The 14628-nt window shown below is 64.7% G+C and carries 13 protein-coding genes and 1 tRNA gene; 3 read left to right on the forward strand and 11 right to left on the reverse strand.

Translation table 11 applies throughout. The features are described from left to right. Positions 1-29 precede the first annotated feature (29 nt). Together rpiA and D575_RS0101285 are read left to right on the forward strand one after the other, a co-directional pair. A complete protein-coding gene (rpiA, locus tag D575_RS0101280) occupies positions 30-692 on the forward strand; it encodes a ribose-5-phosphate isomerase RpiA (RefSeq protein WP_018144099.1) in 663 nt (220 codons plus the stop codon). 19 nt (positions 693-711) lie between these two features. Continuing rightward, on the forward strand, positions 712-921 hold the full coding sequence (locus tag D575_RS0101285; protein WP_018144100.1) for a DUF2905 domain-containing protein: 210 nt from the start codon (positions 712-714) through the stop codon (positions 919-921). A 73-nt stretch (positions 922-994) separates the two neighbouring features. Here the strand turns inward: D575_RS0101285 and D575_RS0101290 are convergent, their stop codons facing one another. From D575_RS0101290 to D575_RS0101335, 10 genes are all read right to left on the reverse strand, one after another. Next, positions 995-1828: a rhodanese-like domain-containing protein gene (locus D575_RS0101290; RefSeq protein WP_018144101.1), complete on the reverse strand. Its 834-nt coding sequence runs from the start codon at positions 1826-1828 to the stop codon at positions 995-997. Between the two features lie 186 nt (positions 1829-2014). After that, positions 2015-5857: a DUF3683 domain-containing protein gene (locus D575_RS0101295; protein WP_018144102.1), complete on the reverse strand. Its 3843-nt coding sequence runs from the start codon at positions 5855-5857 to the stop codon at positions 2015-2017. Between the two features lie 181 nt (positions 5858-6038). Beyond that, positions 6039-6188: a DUF3096 domain-containing protein gene (locus tag D575_RS13790; RefSeq protein WP_018144103.1), complete on the reverse strand. Its 150-nt coding sequence runs from the start codon at positions 6186-6188 to the stop codon at positions 6039-6041. A gap of 88 nt (positions 6189-6276) precedes the next feature. Then, positions 6277-7194 carry an MBL fold metallo-hydrolase gene (locus D575_RS0101305; protein WP_018144104.1) on the reverse strand — a complete coding sequence of 306 codons (918 nt, stop codon included), beginning with the start codon at positions 7192-7194 and terminating at the stop codon, positions 6277-6279. Positions 7195-7662: 468 nt separating this feature from the next. Continuing rightward, positions 7663-7736, reverse strand: a tRNA-Gln gene (locus D575_RS0101310). Positions 7737-7776: 40 nt separating this feature from the next. Further along, positions 7777-8169 (reverse strand): 30S ribosomal protein S9, encoded by a 393-nt coding sequence (gene rpsI, locus D575_RS0101315; protein WP_018144105.1) that lies wholly within the window; start codon positions 8167-8169, stop codon positions 7777-7779. 31 nt (positions 8170-8200) lie between these two features. Beyond that, complete coding sequence (rplM, locus tag D575_RS0101320; protein WP_018144106.1) at positions 8201-8629, reverse strand: 50S ribosomal protein L13; 429 nt, start codon at positions 8627-8629, stop codon at positions 8201-8203. A gap of 238 nt (positions 8630-8867) precedes the next feature. Beyond that, positions 8868-9368, reverse strand: a complete 501-nt coding sequence (locus tag D575_RS0101325; RefSeq protein WP_018144107.1) for a DUF4168 domain-containing protein — start codon at positions 9366-9368, stop codon at positions 8868-8870. A 303-nt stretch (positions 9369-9671) separates the two neighbouring features. Next, positions 9672-11099 carry a sigma-54 dependent transcriptional regulator gene (locus D575_RS0101330; protein ID WP_018144108.1) on the reverse strand — a complete coding sequence of 476 codons (1428 nt, stop codon included), beginning with the start codon at positions 11097-11099 and terminating at the stop codon, positions 9672-9674. Continuing rightward, the gene (locus tag D575_RS0101335; protein WP_018144109.1) at positions 11096-12571 is read right to left on the reverse strand and encodes an ATP-binding protein; all 1476 of its coding nucleotides are present in this window, start codon (positions 12569-12571) and stop codon (positions 11096-11098) included. Before D575_RS0101335 ends, D575_RS0101330 begins: the two co-directional genes overlap by 4 nt. Positions 12572-12937: 366 nt before the next feature. Here D575_RS0101335 and D575_RS0101340 point away from each other — a divergent pair, with 366 nt between their 5' ends. Then, positions 12938-13621, forward strand: coding sequence for an MBL fold metallo-hydrolase (locus D575_RS0101340; protein WP_018144110.1), 684 nt, complete (start codon positions 12938-12940; stop codon positions 13619-13621). Between the two features lie 85 nt (positions 13622-13706). Here the strand turns inward: D575_RS0101340 and htpX are convergent, their stop codons facing one another. Beyond that, on the reverse strand, positions 13707-14594 hold the full coding sequence (htpX, locus tag D575_RS0101345) for a protease HtpX (RefSeq protein ID WP_018144111.1): 888 nt from the start codon (positions 14592-14594) through the stop codon (positions 13707-13709). Positions 14595-14628 lie beyond the last annotated feature (34 nt).

Raw genomic sequence — 14628 nt, forward strand, 5'->3', positions numbered from 1 at the left:
GTTACGGACAGAATATTCGGGAGACGGTGATGAATCAGGACGAAATGAAAAAGGCGGTCGCCGAGGCGGCGCTGGAACGGATCGAGAGCGGCTGGATCGTGGGTGTGGGCACCGGTTCCACCGCGAACTACTTTATTGACGCCCTGGCCGGCATCAAGGGCAAGATCGATGGCGCCGTGGCCTCCAGCGAGGCCAGCGCCGAGCGCCTGCGCGGCCACGGTATCGAGGTACTGGACCTGAACTCCGCCGGTCCGCTGCCGATCTACGTCGACGGGGCCGACGAGGCGACCCGGCATCTGCACCTGACCAAGGGCGGCGGCGGGGCGCTGACCCGCGAAAAGATCGTCGCGGCGGCGTCGAAGACCTTCGTCTGCGTGGTCGACGAAACCAAGGTCGTCGACTATCTGGGAGCCTTCCCGCTACCGATCGAGGTCATCCCGATGGCGCGCAGCCACGTGGCCCGCGCCCTGTCGAAGCTGGGCGGCAACCCGGAACTGCGCGAGGGCTTCAAGACCGACAACGGCAACGTGATCCTCGACGTGCACAACCTGCGCATCATGAACCCGGTGGAGCTCGAATCCGAGCTGGACCATATCGCCGGCGTCGTGACCAACGGACTGTTCGCCCGCCGTTCGGCGGATGTCATGCTGGTGGGCTCCGCCTCGGGCGTCGAGGAGATGACCTCCGGTTAAGCGGGTCGAGTCCGCCACGGTGAACGCGACGGGCAAATGGCTGATCATCATCGGCGGGCTGATCGTCCTGATCGGTCTGCTGTGGCCATGGCTCGGAAAAATCCCCTGGGGCCGGCTCCCGGGTGACATCGTGATCGAACGCGAGAACGCCCGCTTCTACTTCCCGCTCACCACGATGATCATCGTCAGCGTGGTGATCACGATCCTCCTGGCGCTGTTTCGTCGCTGATACCGCTCCAAAAAAGGGCCGGGATCGTATGATCCCGGCCCTTTTTAACGTAGGCAAGCAGTGAGACGGACAATCAGCGCGTCATCACCTCGTCGTAGAACTGCTGCAGGCCGCCTTCCAGGAAGTGGTAGTTCTCGATGCCGCGTTCCTCCAGGTGATACTGCAACCAGCGCACCTGCTGACCGTTCTGGTCAAAGATCAACAGCGCATCACCATCCCGGTTGGCCTGGCCGAGGATGCGGTTAAGCGTATCGATGTTCTCCAACGGGGCCGACATCTCGCGCCCGGCAAACAGCGAGATCTCGTCACGCTCCTCGTTGCCGCGCACGTCCAGAACCACCGCATTGTCGTCGTTGCGAACACGACGGGCGAAGGTGTCGGCATCCAGCAACCGCGCCTCGAAGGCCGCGTCCGTGATGAGTTGGGTCTCGGGGTCCTCGATCGGCTCGCCGCGGAGCATGGCCAGCCCCGGGTAGCGGTCTGCCCAGTCCGCGACGCCGGCGTCATAGGCCTGGGTCGGACCGAGCCCGGCCGCGTTGGCCCGCGCGGCAGCGCGATAGGACATGTAGCTCTCGCGCCCGTTGCAGTAGAACACCAGGGGCCCGCCATGCTGCTCTTCCAGGGCCCGTACCTGATCCTCGAAATCCGGAGCGCCCAGCGGTACATGATGGGCCCCCTCGATGTGCAGGATGTCGTATTCCAGACGCGGGCGGACATCGATCACCGTGGAGCGCGACAACTGGCCCCGCAGATCGAACAGGTCCACGGCATCCACGCCGAATCGCTCGTAAAGACTGCGGCCGGGAAATTCGACAAAGGCCTGGGCACTGGCCACGACGGGGGCCGCCGCCAGCCCGAAACAAAGGGCCATCACGGCGAGACGGGGACTCAAAGAGCGAAAGGTCATGCGAACTCCCTTGCATGGACGGGTGGACATGCCGCATACACTGCCGCGGCCTTGACGGGCATTGCGTACGCCCGATGGGGCGACGCGACGTGACGATCCTTTATTCCGTCGCGAACGCCCGGTGCCCCCGATTGTAGCCAACCCGGGCGGGCCATGTGCAGCACCCACTTGTGCCGGCTCCAAGCCCTACAGCAGGACCTTCTCGATCCCGCCCTCGCGCGCCCGTTCGATGAAGGCCTTCTGCCAGCCATCGCCCATCAGACGGTTGGCCATCTCCACCACGATGTAGTCGGTATCCATCCCGGTATCCTCGCGATAGCGCGACAGACCCTGCTGGCAGGCCGGGCAGGAGGTCAGCATCTTCACGTTGCCGTCCTTCGCCTTCTCCTCTCCGGTCAGCTCCTTGATGCCCTTGTGCAGCTCTTCCTGCTTGCGGAAGCGCACCTGGGTGGCGATATCCGGACGGCTGATCGCAAAGGTCCCGGCCTCGCCACAGCAACGGTCGGACTGCAGGACGTCCTGCCCCATCAGTTTGGAGGCGACATCGGTCGGCTTGTGCGACTTCATCGGCGAATGGCAGGGATCGTGGTACATGTACTGCACACCCTCGAGCCCCTCGAGATGGACGCCCTTCTCCATCAGGTACTCGTGGATGTCCAGCAACCGGCAACCCGGGAAGATCCGCTCGAACTCGTATTTCAGGAGCTGATCCATGCAGGTGCCGCAGGACACCACCACGGTCTTGATGTCGAGGTAGTTGAGCGTGGTCGCCAGACGGTGGAACAGTACCCGGTTCTCGGTGCTGATCTGCTGGCCCTTCTCGAAATCGCCACCGGCATTCTGCGGATACCCGCAGCACAGGTAGCCCGGCGGCAGCACGGTCTGCGCGCCCACGTCGTAGAGCATGGCCAGGGTGGCCAGGCCCACCTGACTGAACAGGCGCTCGGAACCGCAACCGGGGAAGTAGAACACCGCATCCGAATCCAGATCGGTCTTCACCGGGTCGCGCAGGATCGGCACGTAGCGCGAATCCTCCAGCCCCAGCATCTGGCGGGTGGTCTGGCTCGGCAGCCCGGCGGGCATCGGTTTTTTCACGAAGTGCACGACCTGCTCGTGCATCGGTGCCTTGCCGGTGGTCGAGCGCGGGGTCTTGCCCTCCCCGGTCAGGCCGAACTTCTTGAACGACCAGTGGCCCAGACGCTGGGCGGCGTAGCCCATCTGGATCGCACCCTTGCGGATGCCCTTGATGGTGGCCGGGTCCTTGGCGTTGAGGAACGCCATGGACATCATCGTCGCCGGCGTCGCCTTGCGCTTGCCCTTCTTGTTCAGAATCGAACGCATGTGCATGGTCACGTCGCCAAAGTCGATGTCGACCGGACACGGATTCAGGCACTTGTGGCAGATCGTGCAGTGATCCGCGACGTCGTTCATCTCCTCGAAGTGATTCAGCGACAGCCCGCGCCGGGTCTGCTCCTCGTAGAGGAACGCCTCGACGATCAACCCGGTCGCCAGGATCTTGTTGCGCGGCGAGTACAGTAGATTGGCGCGCGGGACGTGCGTGTTGCACACCGGCTTGCACTTGCCGCAACGCAGGCAGTCCTTGATCTCGTCGTTGAGATCGCCCAGCTCGCTTTGTTCAAGGATCAACGCCTCCTGCTTGACCAGGCGCAGCGACGGCGTATAGGCATTGGACAACCCGGAGCCCACCAGCAGCTTGCCGGCGTTGAAAACGCCATTCGGGTCGACGTCCTTCTTGTACTTCGCGAACGACTCGATGCGTTCGGGCTCCAGATACTGCATCTTGGTCAGCCCGATCCCGTGCTCGCCGGAGATCACCCCATTGAGCTCGCGTGCCAGGCGCATCACTTCATCCACCAGGCGCTCGGCCTGGTGCATCATCTGGTAGTCATTGGAATTGACCGGGATGTTGGTGTGCACGTTGCCATCGCCCGCGTGCATGTGCAGGGCGATGAACAGGCGGCTGGTCAGTACCCGGTCGTGGATCGCGGTCAGCCGCTTGCGCACCGGCTCCAGCTGGTGCCCGCCAAAGATCTCGAACAGCGGGCGCTCGACCTCGGCGCGGTAGGAGATGCGCAGGCTGCGCCGCAGCAGCACATTGATCAGCTTGTCATGGTCGCGCCGATCCGCACGAGCGGGCTCGTCCAGCAGCTCGTCACATTCCGAGGCCTGGGTGAAGAAGTTGTCCGAGATTGCCTCCCAGCGCTTCTTCACCGTCTCCAGGACCTCCACCGCACGCTCGCGCTTGGCCTCGAACCACTGCTGGCCCTCGCCACCGGTGTCGTCCAGCAACTCGCGAAGCTCCGGATGGTCACCGCGCATGCACTCCTGCATCTCGTCGACCATCCGGAGCTTGTTCTTCAGCGACTCGCGCACGTTCAGGGTCTCGATCCCCTCGGTGTACTCCGCCAGGCGCTCCAGCGGGATCACCACGTCCTCGTTGATCTTGAACGCGTTGGTGTGGTGAGCAATCGCCGCGGTGCGGGCGCGATCCGCCCAGAAGCGCTTGCGCGCCTCGGGACTGACCGCAACGAAACCCTCGCCATTGCGGGCGTTCGCCGCACGCACCATCCTGGCCGCCAGCTTGCCCAGGGCATCCTCGTTGTCGGAGACAATGTCGGCGACCAGGACCATCTTCGGCAGGTCACCACGGGCGCCCTTCGGGGTGTACTTCACCGCGCGCACGTAGCGCTCGTCGAGATGCTCCAGACCCGCCAGCAGGACTTCGTCCTCGGCGTCCACCGCATCCTTGATCTCGACGATCGCCGGCACGGCCTGGTGCAGATCGGTCCCGTAGAACTCCAGACACACGGTGCGGATGTTGTCCGGCATCCGGTGCAGGATGAACTCGGCCGACGTAATCAGACCGTCACAGCCTTCCTTCTGGATGCCCGGCACGCCCATCAGGGTCTTGTCGGTCACATCCTTGCCCAGCCCCAGCTTGCGGAAGCTCTGCCCCGGCATCTCCAGGATCTCGGGCTCGCCCTTCGGGGTCTTGCCGTCCGGCTGATAGCGGCTCACACGGAAGCGCACGACCTCGGCGTCGTGGATCTTGCCGAGGTTGTGGTCGAGGCGCTCGACATACATCCACTCCGCCTCGGGGGTCACCATGGTCCAGGCGGCCAGGTTGTCCAGCGCGGTACCCCACAGCACGGCCTTCTTGCCGCCGGCGTTCATCGCGACGTTGCCGCCGATGGTGGAGGCGTCCTGCGAGGTCGGATCCACCGCGAACACCAGACCGTTGCGATCGGCCAGCTCGGAGACGCGTTTGGTGACCACACCGGCCTCCACGCGCACCACCGGGACGTCACGCTCCACGCCCGGCAGGGGTCGGCGCTCGACCTCGCCCAGACCTTCCAGCTTCTCGGTGTTGATGACCGCCGAGCGCTTGGACAGCGGGACGGCACTACCGGTGTAGCCGGTGCCACCGCCACGCGGGATCACCGTCAGGCCGAGCTCGATGCAGGCCGCGACCAGCGGGCCCATCTCTTCCTCGGAATCCGGGGTGAGCACCACGAACGGGAGCTCCACACGCCAGTCGGTCGCATCGGTCACGTGGGAGACCCGCGCCAAGCCGCCGAACTGGATGTTGTCCTTGTGCGTCAGGGACTTCATGCGCTTGCGCACCTGATCGCGCAGCGCGGCGGTATCGGCGAACTCCTGCGCAAAGGCGGACACTGCCGCCTGCGCGCGCTGGCCCAGCTTGAGCGCCTTCTCGTTGCCGTCGGCCCGGGCCGTGATCTGGCCCAGCCGATGCTGCATGGCATCAATCAGCGCCTTGCGGCGCTTCTTGTCCTCCAGCAGATCATCCTGGATGTACGGGTTTCGGGTGACCACCCACATGTCGCCCAGAACCTCGAACAGCATGCGCGCAGACACCCCCGTCCGACGCTCCCCACGCAACTCATTGAGGAGGTCCCAGGTATCGGAACCCAGGAAACGGATAACGATTTCGCGGTCGGAGAATGAGGTGTAGTTATAGGGTATTTCTCGGACGCGTTCGGCGGTCATTGAGGCGTAGCCCCCCGATCAGAATGTGGCCAAAGAGTAACGGGTCCGCACGCCCTGCGCACGAAGTCGCACTGTTGGTCCATGCTTTTGGGCACCAAACTATCGGTGACGGGGACCTTTACGTCGCCAGGGCGGCGCTGATCGATTCACGCATCCGCGCTGGTGCCCCACGAGCATCTCCCTAGAAATACGCCAGCAGACCCAGCACCCCGATAACAATCAGATAGATCGCGACGATGTAGTTCAGCAGGCGGGGCCGGATCAGGATCAGGATGCCCGCCACCAGGGACAGGATGGCCATGAGCAGGCCCGGTTCAATATTCAGCGTCATTGGCGATCATTCCTTTCGCTTGTGGGATTCAGGGATACATCAAGGACCCGCAACGGACGCACCGACCGGGCTTCCCCTGGGGCCGATCTCAGAAGAGCTTCTCTTCCATCTCCAGATAGACCGCGTTGGCGTTGCTGCGGTTGGTCTGTTCGAAGGCCGGCAGGTCTTCGTAGTCACTCCAGTCCATCGCGGAGTAGGCCTCGTCGAAGGAATCCATGTTCTCGACCGCCACGGCCATGTGCTCGCGCAGCTTCACCAGGTAGTCGCGGGTGAACCTGACCGCCCGGGCCGCCTGATCGGTCGCCTCGCCATGCCCCGGAATCAGGAACTTCAGGTCCATCTCCATCAACTCTTCCAGGCGCTTGACCCAGTTCTCCGAATCCAGCGCATCGTCGCCCAGAAACGGGATCCGGCCATCGAACACGATGTCGCCGGCGAACACCACGCCGGTCTCCTCCACCACCATGATGATGTCGTCCGGCGAGTGTGCGGGCCCCGCGTGCACGCACCGGAAGGTCTTCCCGCCGAGACGGATGGTGTACTCGTCCTCGAAGAATTCGTCCGGCGGGATGATCTGGGTGTCCTCGTCCACCCATGGGGCCAGCACGCCCCGGCGCTGCTCGAGCCGCGCCACCGCACCGGCGCCTCCCAGATAGTCCCGCGCGCGCGCCTGCCCGATGATTTTGGCATCGGTGTGGTCCGCGAACGCCTGCAGGCCATAGATGTGATCCGCGTGATAATGACCTGCGATCACGTACTTGATCGGCTGGTCGGTCACCTCGCGGATCCGGCGAATCATCTCGAAACCAAGTGGCGGCGTCCCCAGGGCGTCATATACCACCACGCCCTCGTCGGTCACGACGAACCCCGCATTCGAGGTATGCCCCTCGTTGTCGGGATCCGGAATACCGGAGATCCCGATCATGTACCAAGTGTCCAGCCCTTCGACCTCGTGGGCTGTCACATCCACGCTGACCGGCTCGTAGGGATTCTCGGGTACCGACATGGTCAATCCTCTCTTCTCTGGCATTTTGATCGATCCGACCCAGTGCGGCCGGGTTCTGCGGAATTGGACGGAAAAAGGGCGGGAGAATTCCCTGCATTTCCCGATCACTGTCGAGGGATTGTAGCGGAGTCGGGAGCGGGGTTGATGGGATGCCGGGGTCCCGGCGTTTGTGGCTACCGGGGGCCGGTCGCCAAGGTCGGCGTCCACAAATCAGCGGGGCGGTGTCGAAACGTTCTGGCCCGAATCGTTGCCTGGCTCCGGGGATGGCAGTGCGCCCCTTCGAGGGGCGCACTGCCATGGCTGGGGGACCAGGATGATTCGGCGGCTACGCCGCCTCACCCCTTAGGGGCTGCACACGCTGCGCGCGTGCAGTGCTTCGCTGCGCTTCGCCGAACCTTCCAGGTTCGAACCCTGGTCCGCTCAAATATCCATAGAGAAGGGCCCCACGAGGGGGCCCTTCTCTATGTTTGGCTGGGGGACCAGGATTCGAACCTGGGTTGGCGGAGTCAGAGTCCGCAGTCCTACCGCTAGACGATCCCCCAGTAAACCGGGTCGGGTGCAGCCCGAAACTCGACGCGAATTTTAGCGCTTCGAGTACTGGGTTGCACGACGGGCCTTGCGCAGGCCGATCTTCTTGCGCTCCACCTCGCGGGCATCGCGGGTCAGGTGACCACCACGACGCAGCGACGGGCGCATGTCTTCGTTGTACTGCACCAAGGCGCGGGCAATGCCCAGACGGATCGCGCCGGCCTGGCCGTTGCCGCCACCGCCTTCAACGGTCGCGATCACGTCGAAGTTGCCGGTCGACTCGGTCGCCTCCAACGGCTGGCGTACCACCATGCGCGAGGTCTTGCGGCCGAAGAAGTCGTCCAGCGGCTTCTCGTTAACCGTGATGTTGCCCGTGCCGGGACGCAGGAAGACGCGCGCCGAGGCGGTCTTGCGGCGGCCGGTGCCGTAATACTGATTGATAGCCATTCGGATCGATTCCCTTGCTGATTCTGGCGGCTCAGACTTCGAGCGGCTGCGGCTGCTGGGCCGTGTGCCGGTGTTCGGTACCGGCGTAGACCTTGAGCTTCTTGAACATGGCCCGGCCAAGCGGGTTGCGCGGCAGCATGCCCTTGACGGCAAGCTCCAGCACCTTCTCCGGATGACGCTCGATCATCTGGGTGAAGTTGGCTTCCTTGATGCCACCCGGGTAACCGGAATGGTGGAAGTACTTCTTGTCCATGGCCTTGTTGCCGGAGACGCGGATCTTCTCCGCGTTGATCACGACGATGTAGTCGCCGGTATCGACATGCGGCGTGTACACGGGCTTGTGCTTCCCGCGCAGGCGATGTGCGATTTCCGTGGCGAGTCGACCGAGGGTCTTGCCGTCGGCGTCGACGAGAAACCAGTCGCGTTCGACTTCGGCCGGCTTGGCGCTAATGGTACTCATGATGTTCGATGCTCCGAGGTCGGGGCGATTCAGAAAGCGCGCAAGAATAACGCTTCCCTCCGCCCAATTCAAGCTACAGGGACAATTCCCGAGACCCGAAGGCGTCCGCCCTCGGGGGAATCACGGATCAATGTGCAGAACATTCGCGTGCATGCCCCGGACACAAACAAGGGGCCGCCCCGAAGGCCGGCCCCTGCAACCCCCCGGGCGCAATGCCCGGGAGGTTTTGCGCTGCCCGTTACAGCTGGGCTTCAGCGCGTTCCTGGACTTCCTGCATCAACTCGGGGTCGTTCTGCAGGGCCATGGCCACTTCGTTGTATTCCTCGACGCTCATGCCCGAGTCTTCAACCGCGTTGACCATTTCGTCCTGTGCTTCCTGCTGCATGGACTGGGCTTCGGTTTCGTCCTCGGCACTCTGCAGCCGGTCGGCGAAGTCTTCGCGCACTTCCTGCACCGCAACGAAGGCGGTTACGAAAGTGTCGATGTCTTCTTCGCTCAGATCCACCTCGGGGGCTTCCTGCATCGGGGCGCCACCCTGGGCACCACCCTGAGGCGGCTGGCCGCCCTGAGCACCGCCACCGGCACCGCCTTCCTGGGCCGGCGGCTGGCCGCCCTGGGCACCGCCCATGTCGCCCCCACCGGCACCACCTTCGGCACCGCCGTACTGGGCGGAGGCGGCTCCACCCACGGCAAACAGGGAGGTCAGGGCCATCGCGAGCATCGTCTTGCGCATATTCATCATGTTGCTCCTTTTCCTTTGGATCGTTCGGATCTCGGGGCGAAGCCGGCTACGACTCAAGGTCGATCGTCCGCACGCCCGATTTCGTTGCAACCGTGTGAGGAGGAATGGTCCGTCACTGCGGTTCCGATTCCTCGATTGCTGTCCCAGTAGGAGCAGGCATCGTGCCAAGATTGGAAAAAGACAAACAAAACACTTTGAAACAGCGACTTATGACCTCATCATCCCGAAAGGGCCGGGGAACGCCCCAACGGTAAACCGGGTCATAATGACACATGGGTCAGGTCGACCCGGGTCAGGATGTCACGATGGGTCGGATTCCCCGAGTTTGCGGTACAGCGTCTTGCGGCCGATGCCGAGGATCCGCGCAGCGCGTTGCTTGTTGCCGTCCACATGCTCCAGCACCCGACGAATGTAGTCGCGCTCGCGCTCCTCCAGGGTCGGCCACTGGCCGTCGTCGCCCATCCCCGGGACCGGCGTCGCCCCCTCCGCCCGGTCGCCCGTCGTTCCGCCGGGATCCTCGGCGAACGCCTCGAATAAGCGCTCCGGCAGATCACGGGTCTCGATGACCTCGCCGGCCGCCAGGGTGGCGGCACGCTCCATCAGACTCGCGAGTTCGCGGACGTTCCCCGGGAACGGATACCGCACCAGCGCACGCAGGGCCTCCGGGCTCAGGCGACGCTCGGGCAGATCGCGGGCCAGGGCCTGCTGACGCAGGAACTGCAGGGCCAGGCGTTCGATATCATCGCCACGCTCGCGCAGCGGCGGGATCTCGATACGAAAGGTCTCCAGGCGATAGTAGAGATCCTCACGGAAACGACCGTTGGCAATATGCGCCTGCAGATCCTGATGCGTGGCCGCCACGATACGCACATCGGTCGCGATCTCCTCGTTGGCGCCCACTGGACGCACGCGACCATCCTGCAGAAGACGCAACAGCTTGCTCTGCATGGCCACCGGCATCTCGGCAATCTCGTCCAGGAACAGGGTGCCGCCGTCGGCCTCGGTAAACAGGCCGCGCCGAGCCCCCTTGGCCCCGCTGAACGCACCCGCCACGTGCCCCAGCAACTCCGACTCCAGCAGGGCCTCGGGGATGCCCGCGCAGTTAATCGCCACGAACGGACCACCGGCCCGCTCGCTTTCCGCATGGAGCGCGCGCGCCACCAGTTCCTTGCCGGTCCCGGACTCGCCGGTGATCAGGACACTGCCGTCGGCGGCCGCGATCCGCCGAATCAGGTCGAACAACTGCAGCATGGCCGGACTGCGGCCCTGCATGCCGTGAAAGCCATCGGCCTGCGCAAGGACCTCACGATAGCGACGCACCTCGTCCTTCAAACGCCGCGCCTCGGTCACCCGGTCGGCGGCCAGGCGCAGGTGATCCAGATCCACCGGCTTGGTCAGGAAGTCATCGGCCCCCGCCTTCAGCGCGGCCACTGCCTGGTCGATGGTCCCGAAGCCCGTGAGCATGATGAACCCGGGTGCCGGCACCCGGGCGCGGGCCTCCTGGAGCACCTGGAAGCCATCCGCGCCGGGCAGGCGCAGGTCGCTCACCACCAGACTGAAGGCCTGCTGCGCAAGCACCCGCGCGGCATCCTCGGCACTGGCGACCGCCGTAACCGCGTAGCCGGCCTCGGTCAGCTCCTCGGTCAGCAGCTCGCGATGCCCGCGATCGTCCTCCACGACCAGGACCGACTCCGGGGGCGTTGCGGGGACTTGTGCCTTGCTGCTCATCGAAGCGAATCCTCCTGGGCGCCAGCGGCCACCGGCAGATGCACGACGAAACGGGTCTCCCCCGCGACACTGCGATCCAGCATCACCGTACCCCCGTGGTCCTCCAGCGCCACCTGCGCCACCGCCAGCCCGAGCCCGGTCCCCTCGCCGGTGGGCTTGGTGGTAAAAAAGGGCTCGAACAGGCGTTCGGCCTGCTCATCGTCTATCCCTCGCCCGGCCGTAGGGCCGTCGTCCGCCACCACCAGCTCGACCCGGTCGGACGAGGCATGCCAGCGGACCCGGACCTCGCGGGCGGCGACCTGCGCGGCATTCTCCAGCAGATTCTCCAGGGCCTGGCCCAAGCGCAGGCGGTCCGCGGCGATGGTCAACTCGGGGCCTTCGAGCCGGAATTCCACCCCGCCGGAGGCATGCCGCTCGCGCACACGCTCGACCAGATCTCCAACCAGCTGCGCGAGATCCAGCGAGCGTTCCTGCAACGGATTGCGCCGGGCAAAGTCCAGCAGCTGGCGCACGATGGTCTCCACCCGCTCCAGCTCGGCCTTCAGCGCCTCCATCTCGGTGCGCGCCGGATCTGCCTCCGGCAGGTGCCGGATGGCGCGCTGCACGCGACCGGCGATAATCCCGAGCGGCGTCCCCAGTTCGTGTGCCACGCCGGCCGCCAGCTGCCCGATCGCCGCCAGCTTCTCCGAGTGCCGCAGCTTCTCCTCCAGCCGTCCCTGCTCAAGGCGTTGCGCCTCCAGTTCGGCCTCCGAGGCCTCGCGACGCTCCATCATGCGGTTCATCGAGACGGCCAGGCCGCGCAGCTCCGCCGGCCCCTGTTCCGGCGCCCGCAATCCACGCTGACCCTCGCCAATCGCGCGCATCGCGGCCATCAACCGAGACACATGCCGCCCCACCGCCCGGTGGTACCCGAACAGCACCACCAGCAGAAACAGCCCGCTAATCCCCAGCATCAGCAACCCACCCTGCCACTGGAGCTGCGCGACGAAGGCCCGGAACGGTGTGACGTCGCGCGTCACCTGCAACAGCCCCACGATGCGACCGGCCGGATCGGACAACGGAAGAAAGAACGAAAAGGTCTCGCGCCCCTGATGTTCGCCGAAAGCCCCGAGACTCCCGGTTTCGCTGATGACCTGCGCCTCGCCACGGCGCTGCAGGGTCGGACTGGGCGGGCCACTGGCCGCCACCATCCGGCCGTCGGCATCGTAGACATAGACCCCGAACACCTCCTCGATCTGGAACAGGGAGTCCAGCGACTGCTGCACACCGGCCGCGTCGTCCTGCAACATCGCACCGGCCACAGGCAGGCGGATCGAGCGCGCCACCAGCTCGATGTCCTCCTGCATCCGGTTTTCCATCTGGGTCTGAAATTCGTGCAGACCCAGCGCCACCACCGCGGCCATCAGCAGCAACAGGGGCATCAGCACGAACGACAACACCGCGGTGCGCAGACTGTTCAGGCGTCGGGTCATAAAGGGCGATTCGCAGCGTCGTCGAAGGCCACCATGGTAGACACGGCGGCCGGCATGACGCGAATTGCAGGCAAAAAAAAGCGCGGGTCGAGGCCCGCGCCAAGAAAACCACCAAAGGAGGATGGAGGAGTCCACCAACCGCTGACAGGGGGGACAGCGATTAGCGTATGCAAATCTTCTAATATGGCGATATTCTTGTCAAGTGGTGAATGCGCAGGGGGTCGCAGATTCACCGCATCGTCATATCACGTACCCTTGAAGACCTGCATACCCCGTAAGACGTCCGCTCGACGGTTCTATTCCCGGGTGCGCGCAATCCAGCGCCTCCAGCCTTCAAAATTCGAATTCATTCACGGATCCGCCGCTATGCTTCGCCATCTGAGCCACCCTGTCACCCCGCTTGCCCAGAACGCCACCCTGATCTGGTGCGACGTCACCGGGGCGGCGGCCTGGGTCGATCCCGGCGCGGATGCCGCGGCCCTGGAACGGATCGCGCGGGATCAGGGCGTCCACCTGGAAAAGATCCTGCTGACCCATGGCCACCTGGACCACGTGGGCGCGGCCGCCGAACTGGCCAAACGTACCGGCGCGCCGATCATCGGCCCGCACCGCGACGATGCCTTCTGGCTGGACCAGCTCCCGGCGCAGGCGCAGATCTTCGGCTTCTCCGAGGTCCAGCCACTGGTGCCCGATCAGTGGCTGGACGATGGCGACACCGTCGAGCTCGGGCAAGCCACGCTCCACGTCCTGCACTGTCCCGGCCACACCCCGGGCCACGTGGTCTTCCACGATCCGGAGGGCCGGCTCGCCCTGGTCGGTGACGTCCTGTTCCATGGCGCGATCGGCCGCAGCGACTTTCCGCGCGGCAACGGGCGTGAGCTGCTGGACTCCATCACCGGCAAGCTCTGGCCACTGGGCGACGACACCCGCTTTGTCCCCGGCCATGGCCCCGAGTCGACCTTCGGTGAAGAACGCCGCAGCAACCCCTTCGTCGGCGACGACGTCATCTCCACCTCCGACGACGAACCCGGACGCGGTCGCTACTACTGATCCGACCGGCCGCCGCCCCGGCACTGCAAACGAAAAAGGCCGCCCCGAAGGGCGGCCCTCTCCCGGTACACATAAAGGGTTGCGGTCAGCCGTTGGCGCGCAGCGCCGCGATGCGCTGTTCGATCGGCGGGTGGCTCATGAACAGCTTCTTCAGCCCCTGAGCCATGCCACCGCGAATGCCAAAGGCGGCCATCTGGTCCGGCATGTCCACCGGGCGACCGGAGGCGCGCGCCAGCGACTCCAGCGCCCCGATCATCTTCTCGCGGCCGGCGAGCTGCGCCCCGGCCTCGTCGGCACGGAACTCGCGCTGGCGCGAGAACCAGAACACGATAATGGACGCCAGGATCGCGAGGATGATCTCGGTCACGATGGCGGTGATCCAGAACGCCGGCCCGTGACCGGACTCGTTCTTGAAGATCACGCGATCGACAAAGTGACCGATCACGCGCGACAGGAAGATGACGAAGGTATTGATCACCCCCTGGATCAGCGCCAGGGTCACCATGTCACCATTGGCCACGTGGCCCACCTCGTGCCCCAGCACGGCCTCGACCTCGCCTTGCCCCATGTTCTGCATCAACCCGGTGCTGACCGCGACCAGGGCATTATTCCTGCTCATGCCGGTGGCGAAGGCGTTCGGGTCCGGCGACTCGTAGATACCAACCTCCGGCATCCCGATTCCCGCCTCGCGGGCCTGACGGGTGACCGTCTCCAGCAGCCACTGCTCGGTGGCGTTGCGCGGCTTGTCGATCACGTGGACCTTCATCGTCTTCTTCGCCATCCACTTGGAGATGGCCAGCGAGATGAACGACCCACCAAAACCGAACACGGCAGCGAAGATCAGCAGCGCGGTCAGATCGAGATTGACCCCTTGGTCATCCAGGATGCTTTCCACCCCGAGGATGCGCAGAGTGATGCTGAGAACGATCAGAATGGCGAAGTTGGTCGCCAGAAACAGCACGATACGTTTCATGAAGCTTTCCTGTACTCCAATTAATAAACTCGAC

Origin of the sequence: Thioalkalivibrio sp. AKL6, assembly GCF_000376905.1 — a bacterium.
Classification (GTDB): Bacteria; Pseudomonadota; Gammaproteobacteria; order Ectothiorhodospirales; family Ectothiorhodospiraceae; genus Thioalkalivibrio; species Thioalkalivibrio versutus.

Excerpts from the sequence above, each read along its gene's own strand:
- D575_RS0101330 (WP_018144108.1), bottom strand. The coding sequence starts at position 11,099 with ATGAGCAGCAAGGCACAAGTCCCCGCAACGCCCCCGGAGTCGGTCCTG.
- D575_RS0101340 (WP_018144110.1), top strand. The coding sequence starts at position 12,938 with ATGCTTCGCCATCTGAGCCACCCTGTCACCCCGCTTGCCCAGAACGCC.
- rplM (WP_018144106.1), bottom strand. The coding sequence starts at position 8,629 with ATGAGTACCATTAGCGCCAAGCCGGCCGAAGTCGAACGCGACTGGTTT.
- rpiA (WP_018144099.1), top strand. The coding sequence starts at position 30 with ATGAATCAGGACGAAATGAAAAAGGCGGTCGCCGAGGCGGCGCTGGAA.
- htpX (WP_018144111.1), bottom strand. The coding sequence starts at position 14,594 with ATGAAACGTATCGTGCTGTTTCTGGCGACCAACTTCGCCATTCTGATC.
- rpsI (WP_018144105.1), bottom strand. The coding sequence starts at position 8,169 with ATGGCTATCAATCAGTATTACGGCACCGGCCGCCGCAAGACCGCCTCG.
- D575_RS0101335 (WP_018144109.1), bottom strand. The coding sequence starts at position 12,571 with ATGACCCGACGCCTGAACAGTCTGCGCACCGCGGTGTTGTCGTTCGTG.
- D575_RS0101305 (WP_018144104.1), bottom strand. The coding sequence starts at position 7,194 with ATGTCGGTACCCGAGAATCCCTACGAGCCGGTCAGCGTGGATGTGACA.
- D575_RS0101325 (WP_018144107.1), bottom strand. The coding sequence starts at position 9,368 with ATGAATATGCGCAAGACGATGCTCGCGATGGCCCTGACCTCCCTGTTT.
- D575_RS0101290 (WP_018144101.1), bottom strand. The coding sequence starts at position 1,828 with ATGACCTTTCGCTCTTTGAGTCCCCGTCTCGCCGTGATGGCCCTTTGT.
- D575_RS0101295 (WP_018144102.1), bottom strand. The coding sequence starts at position 5,857 with ATGACCGCCGAACGCGTCCGAGAAATACCCTATAACTACACCTCATTC.
- D575_RS13790 (WP_018144103.1), bottom strand. The coding sequence starts at position 6,188 with ATGACGCTGAATATTGAACCGGGCCTGCTCATGGCCATCCTGTCCCTG.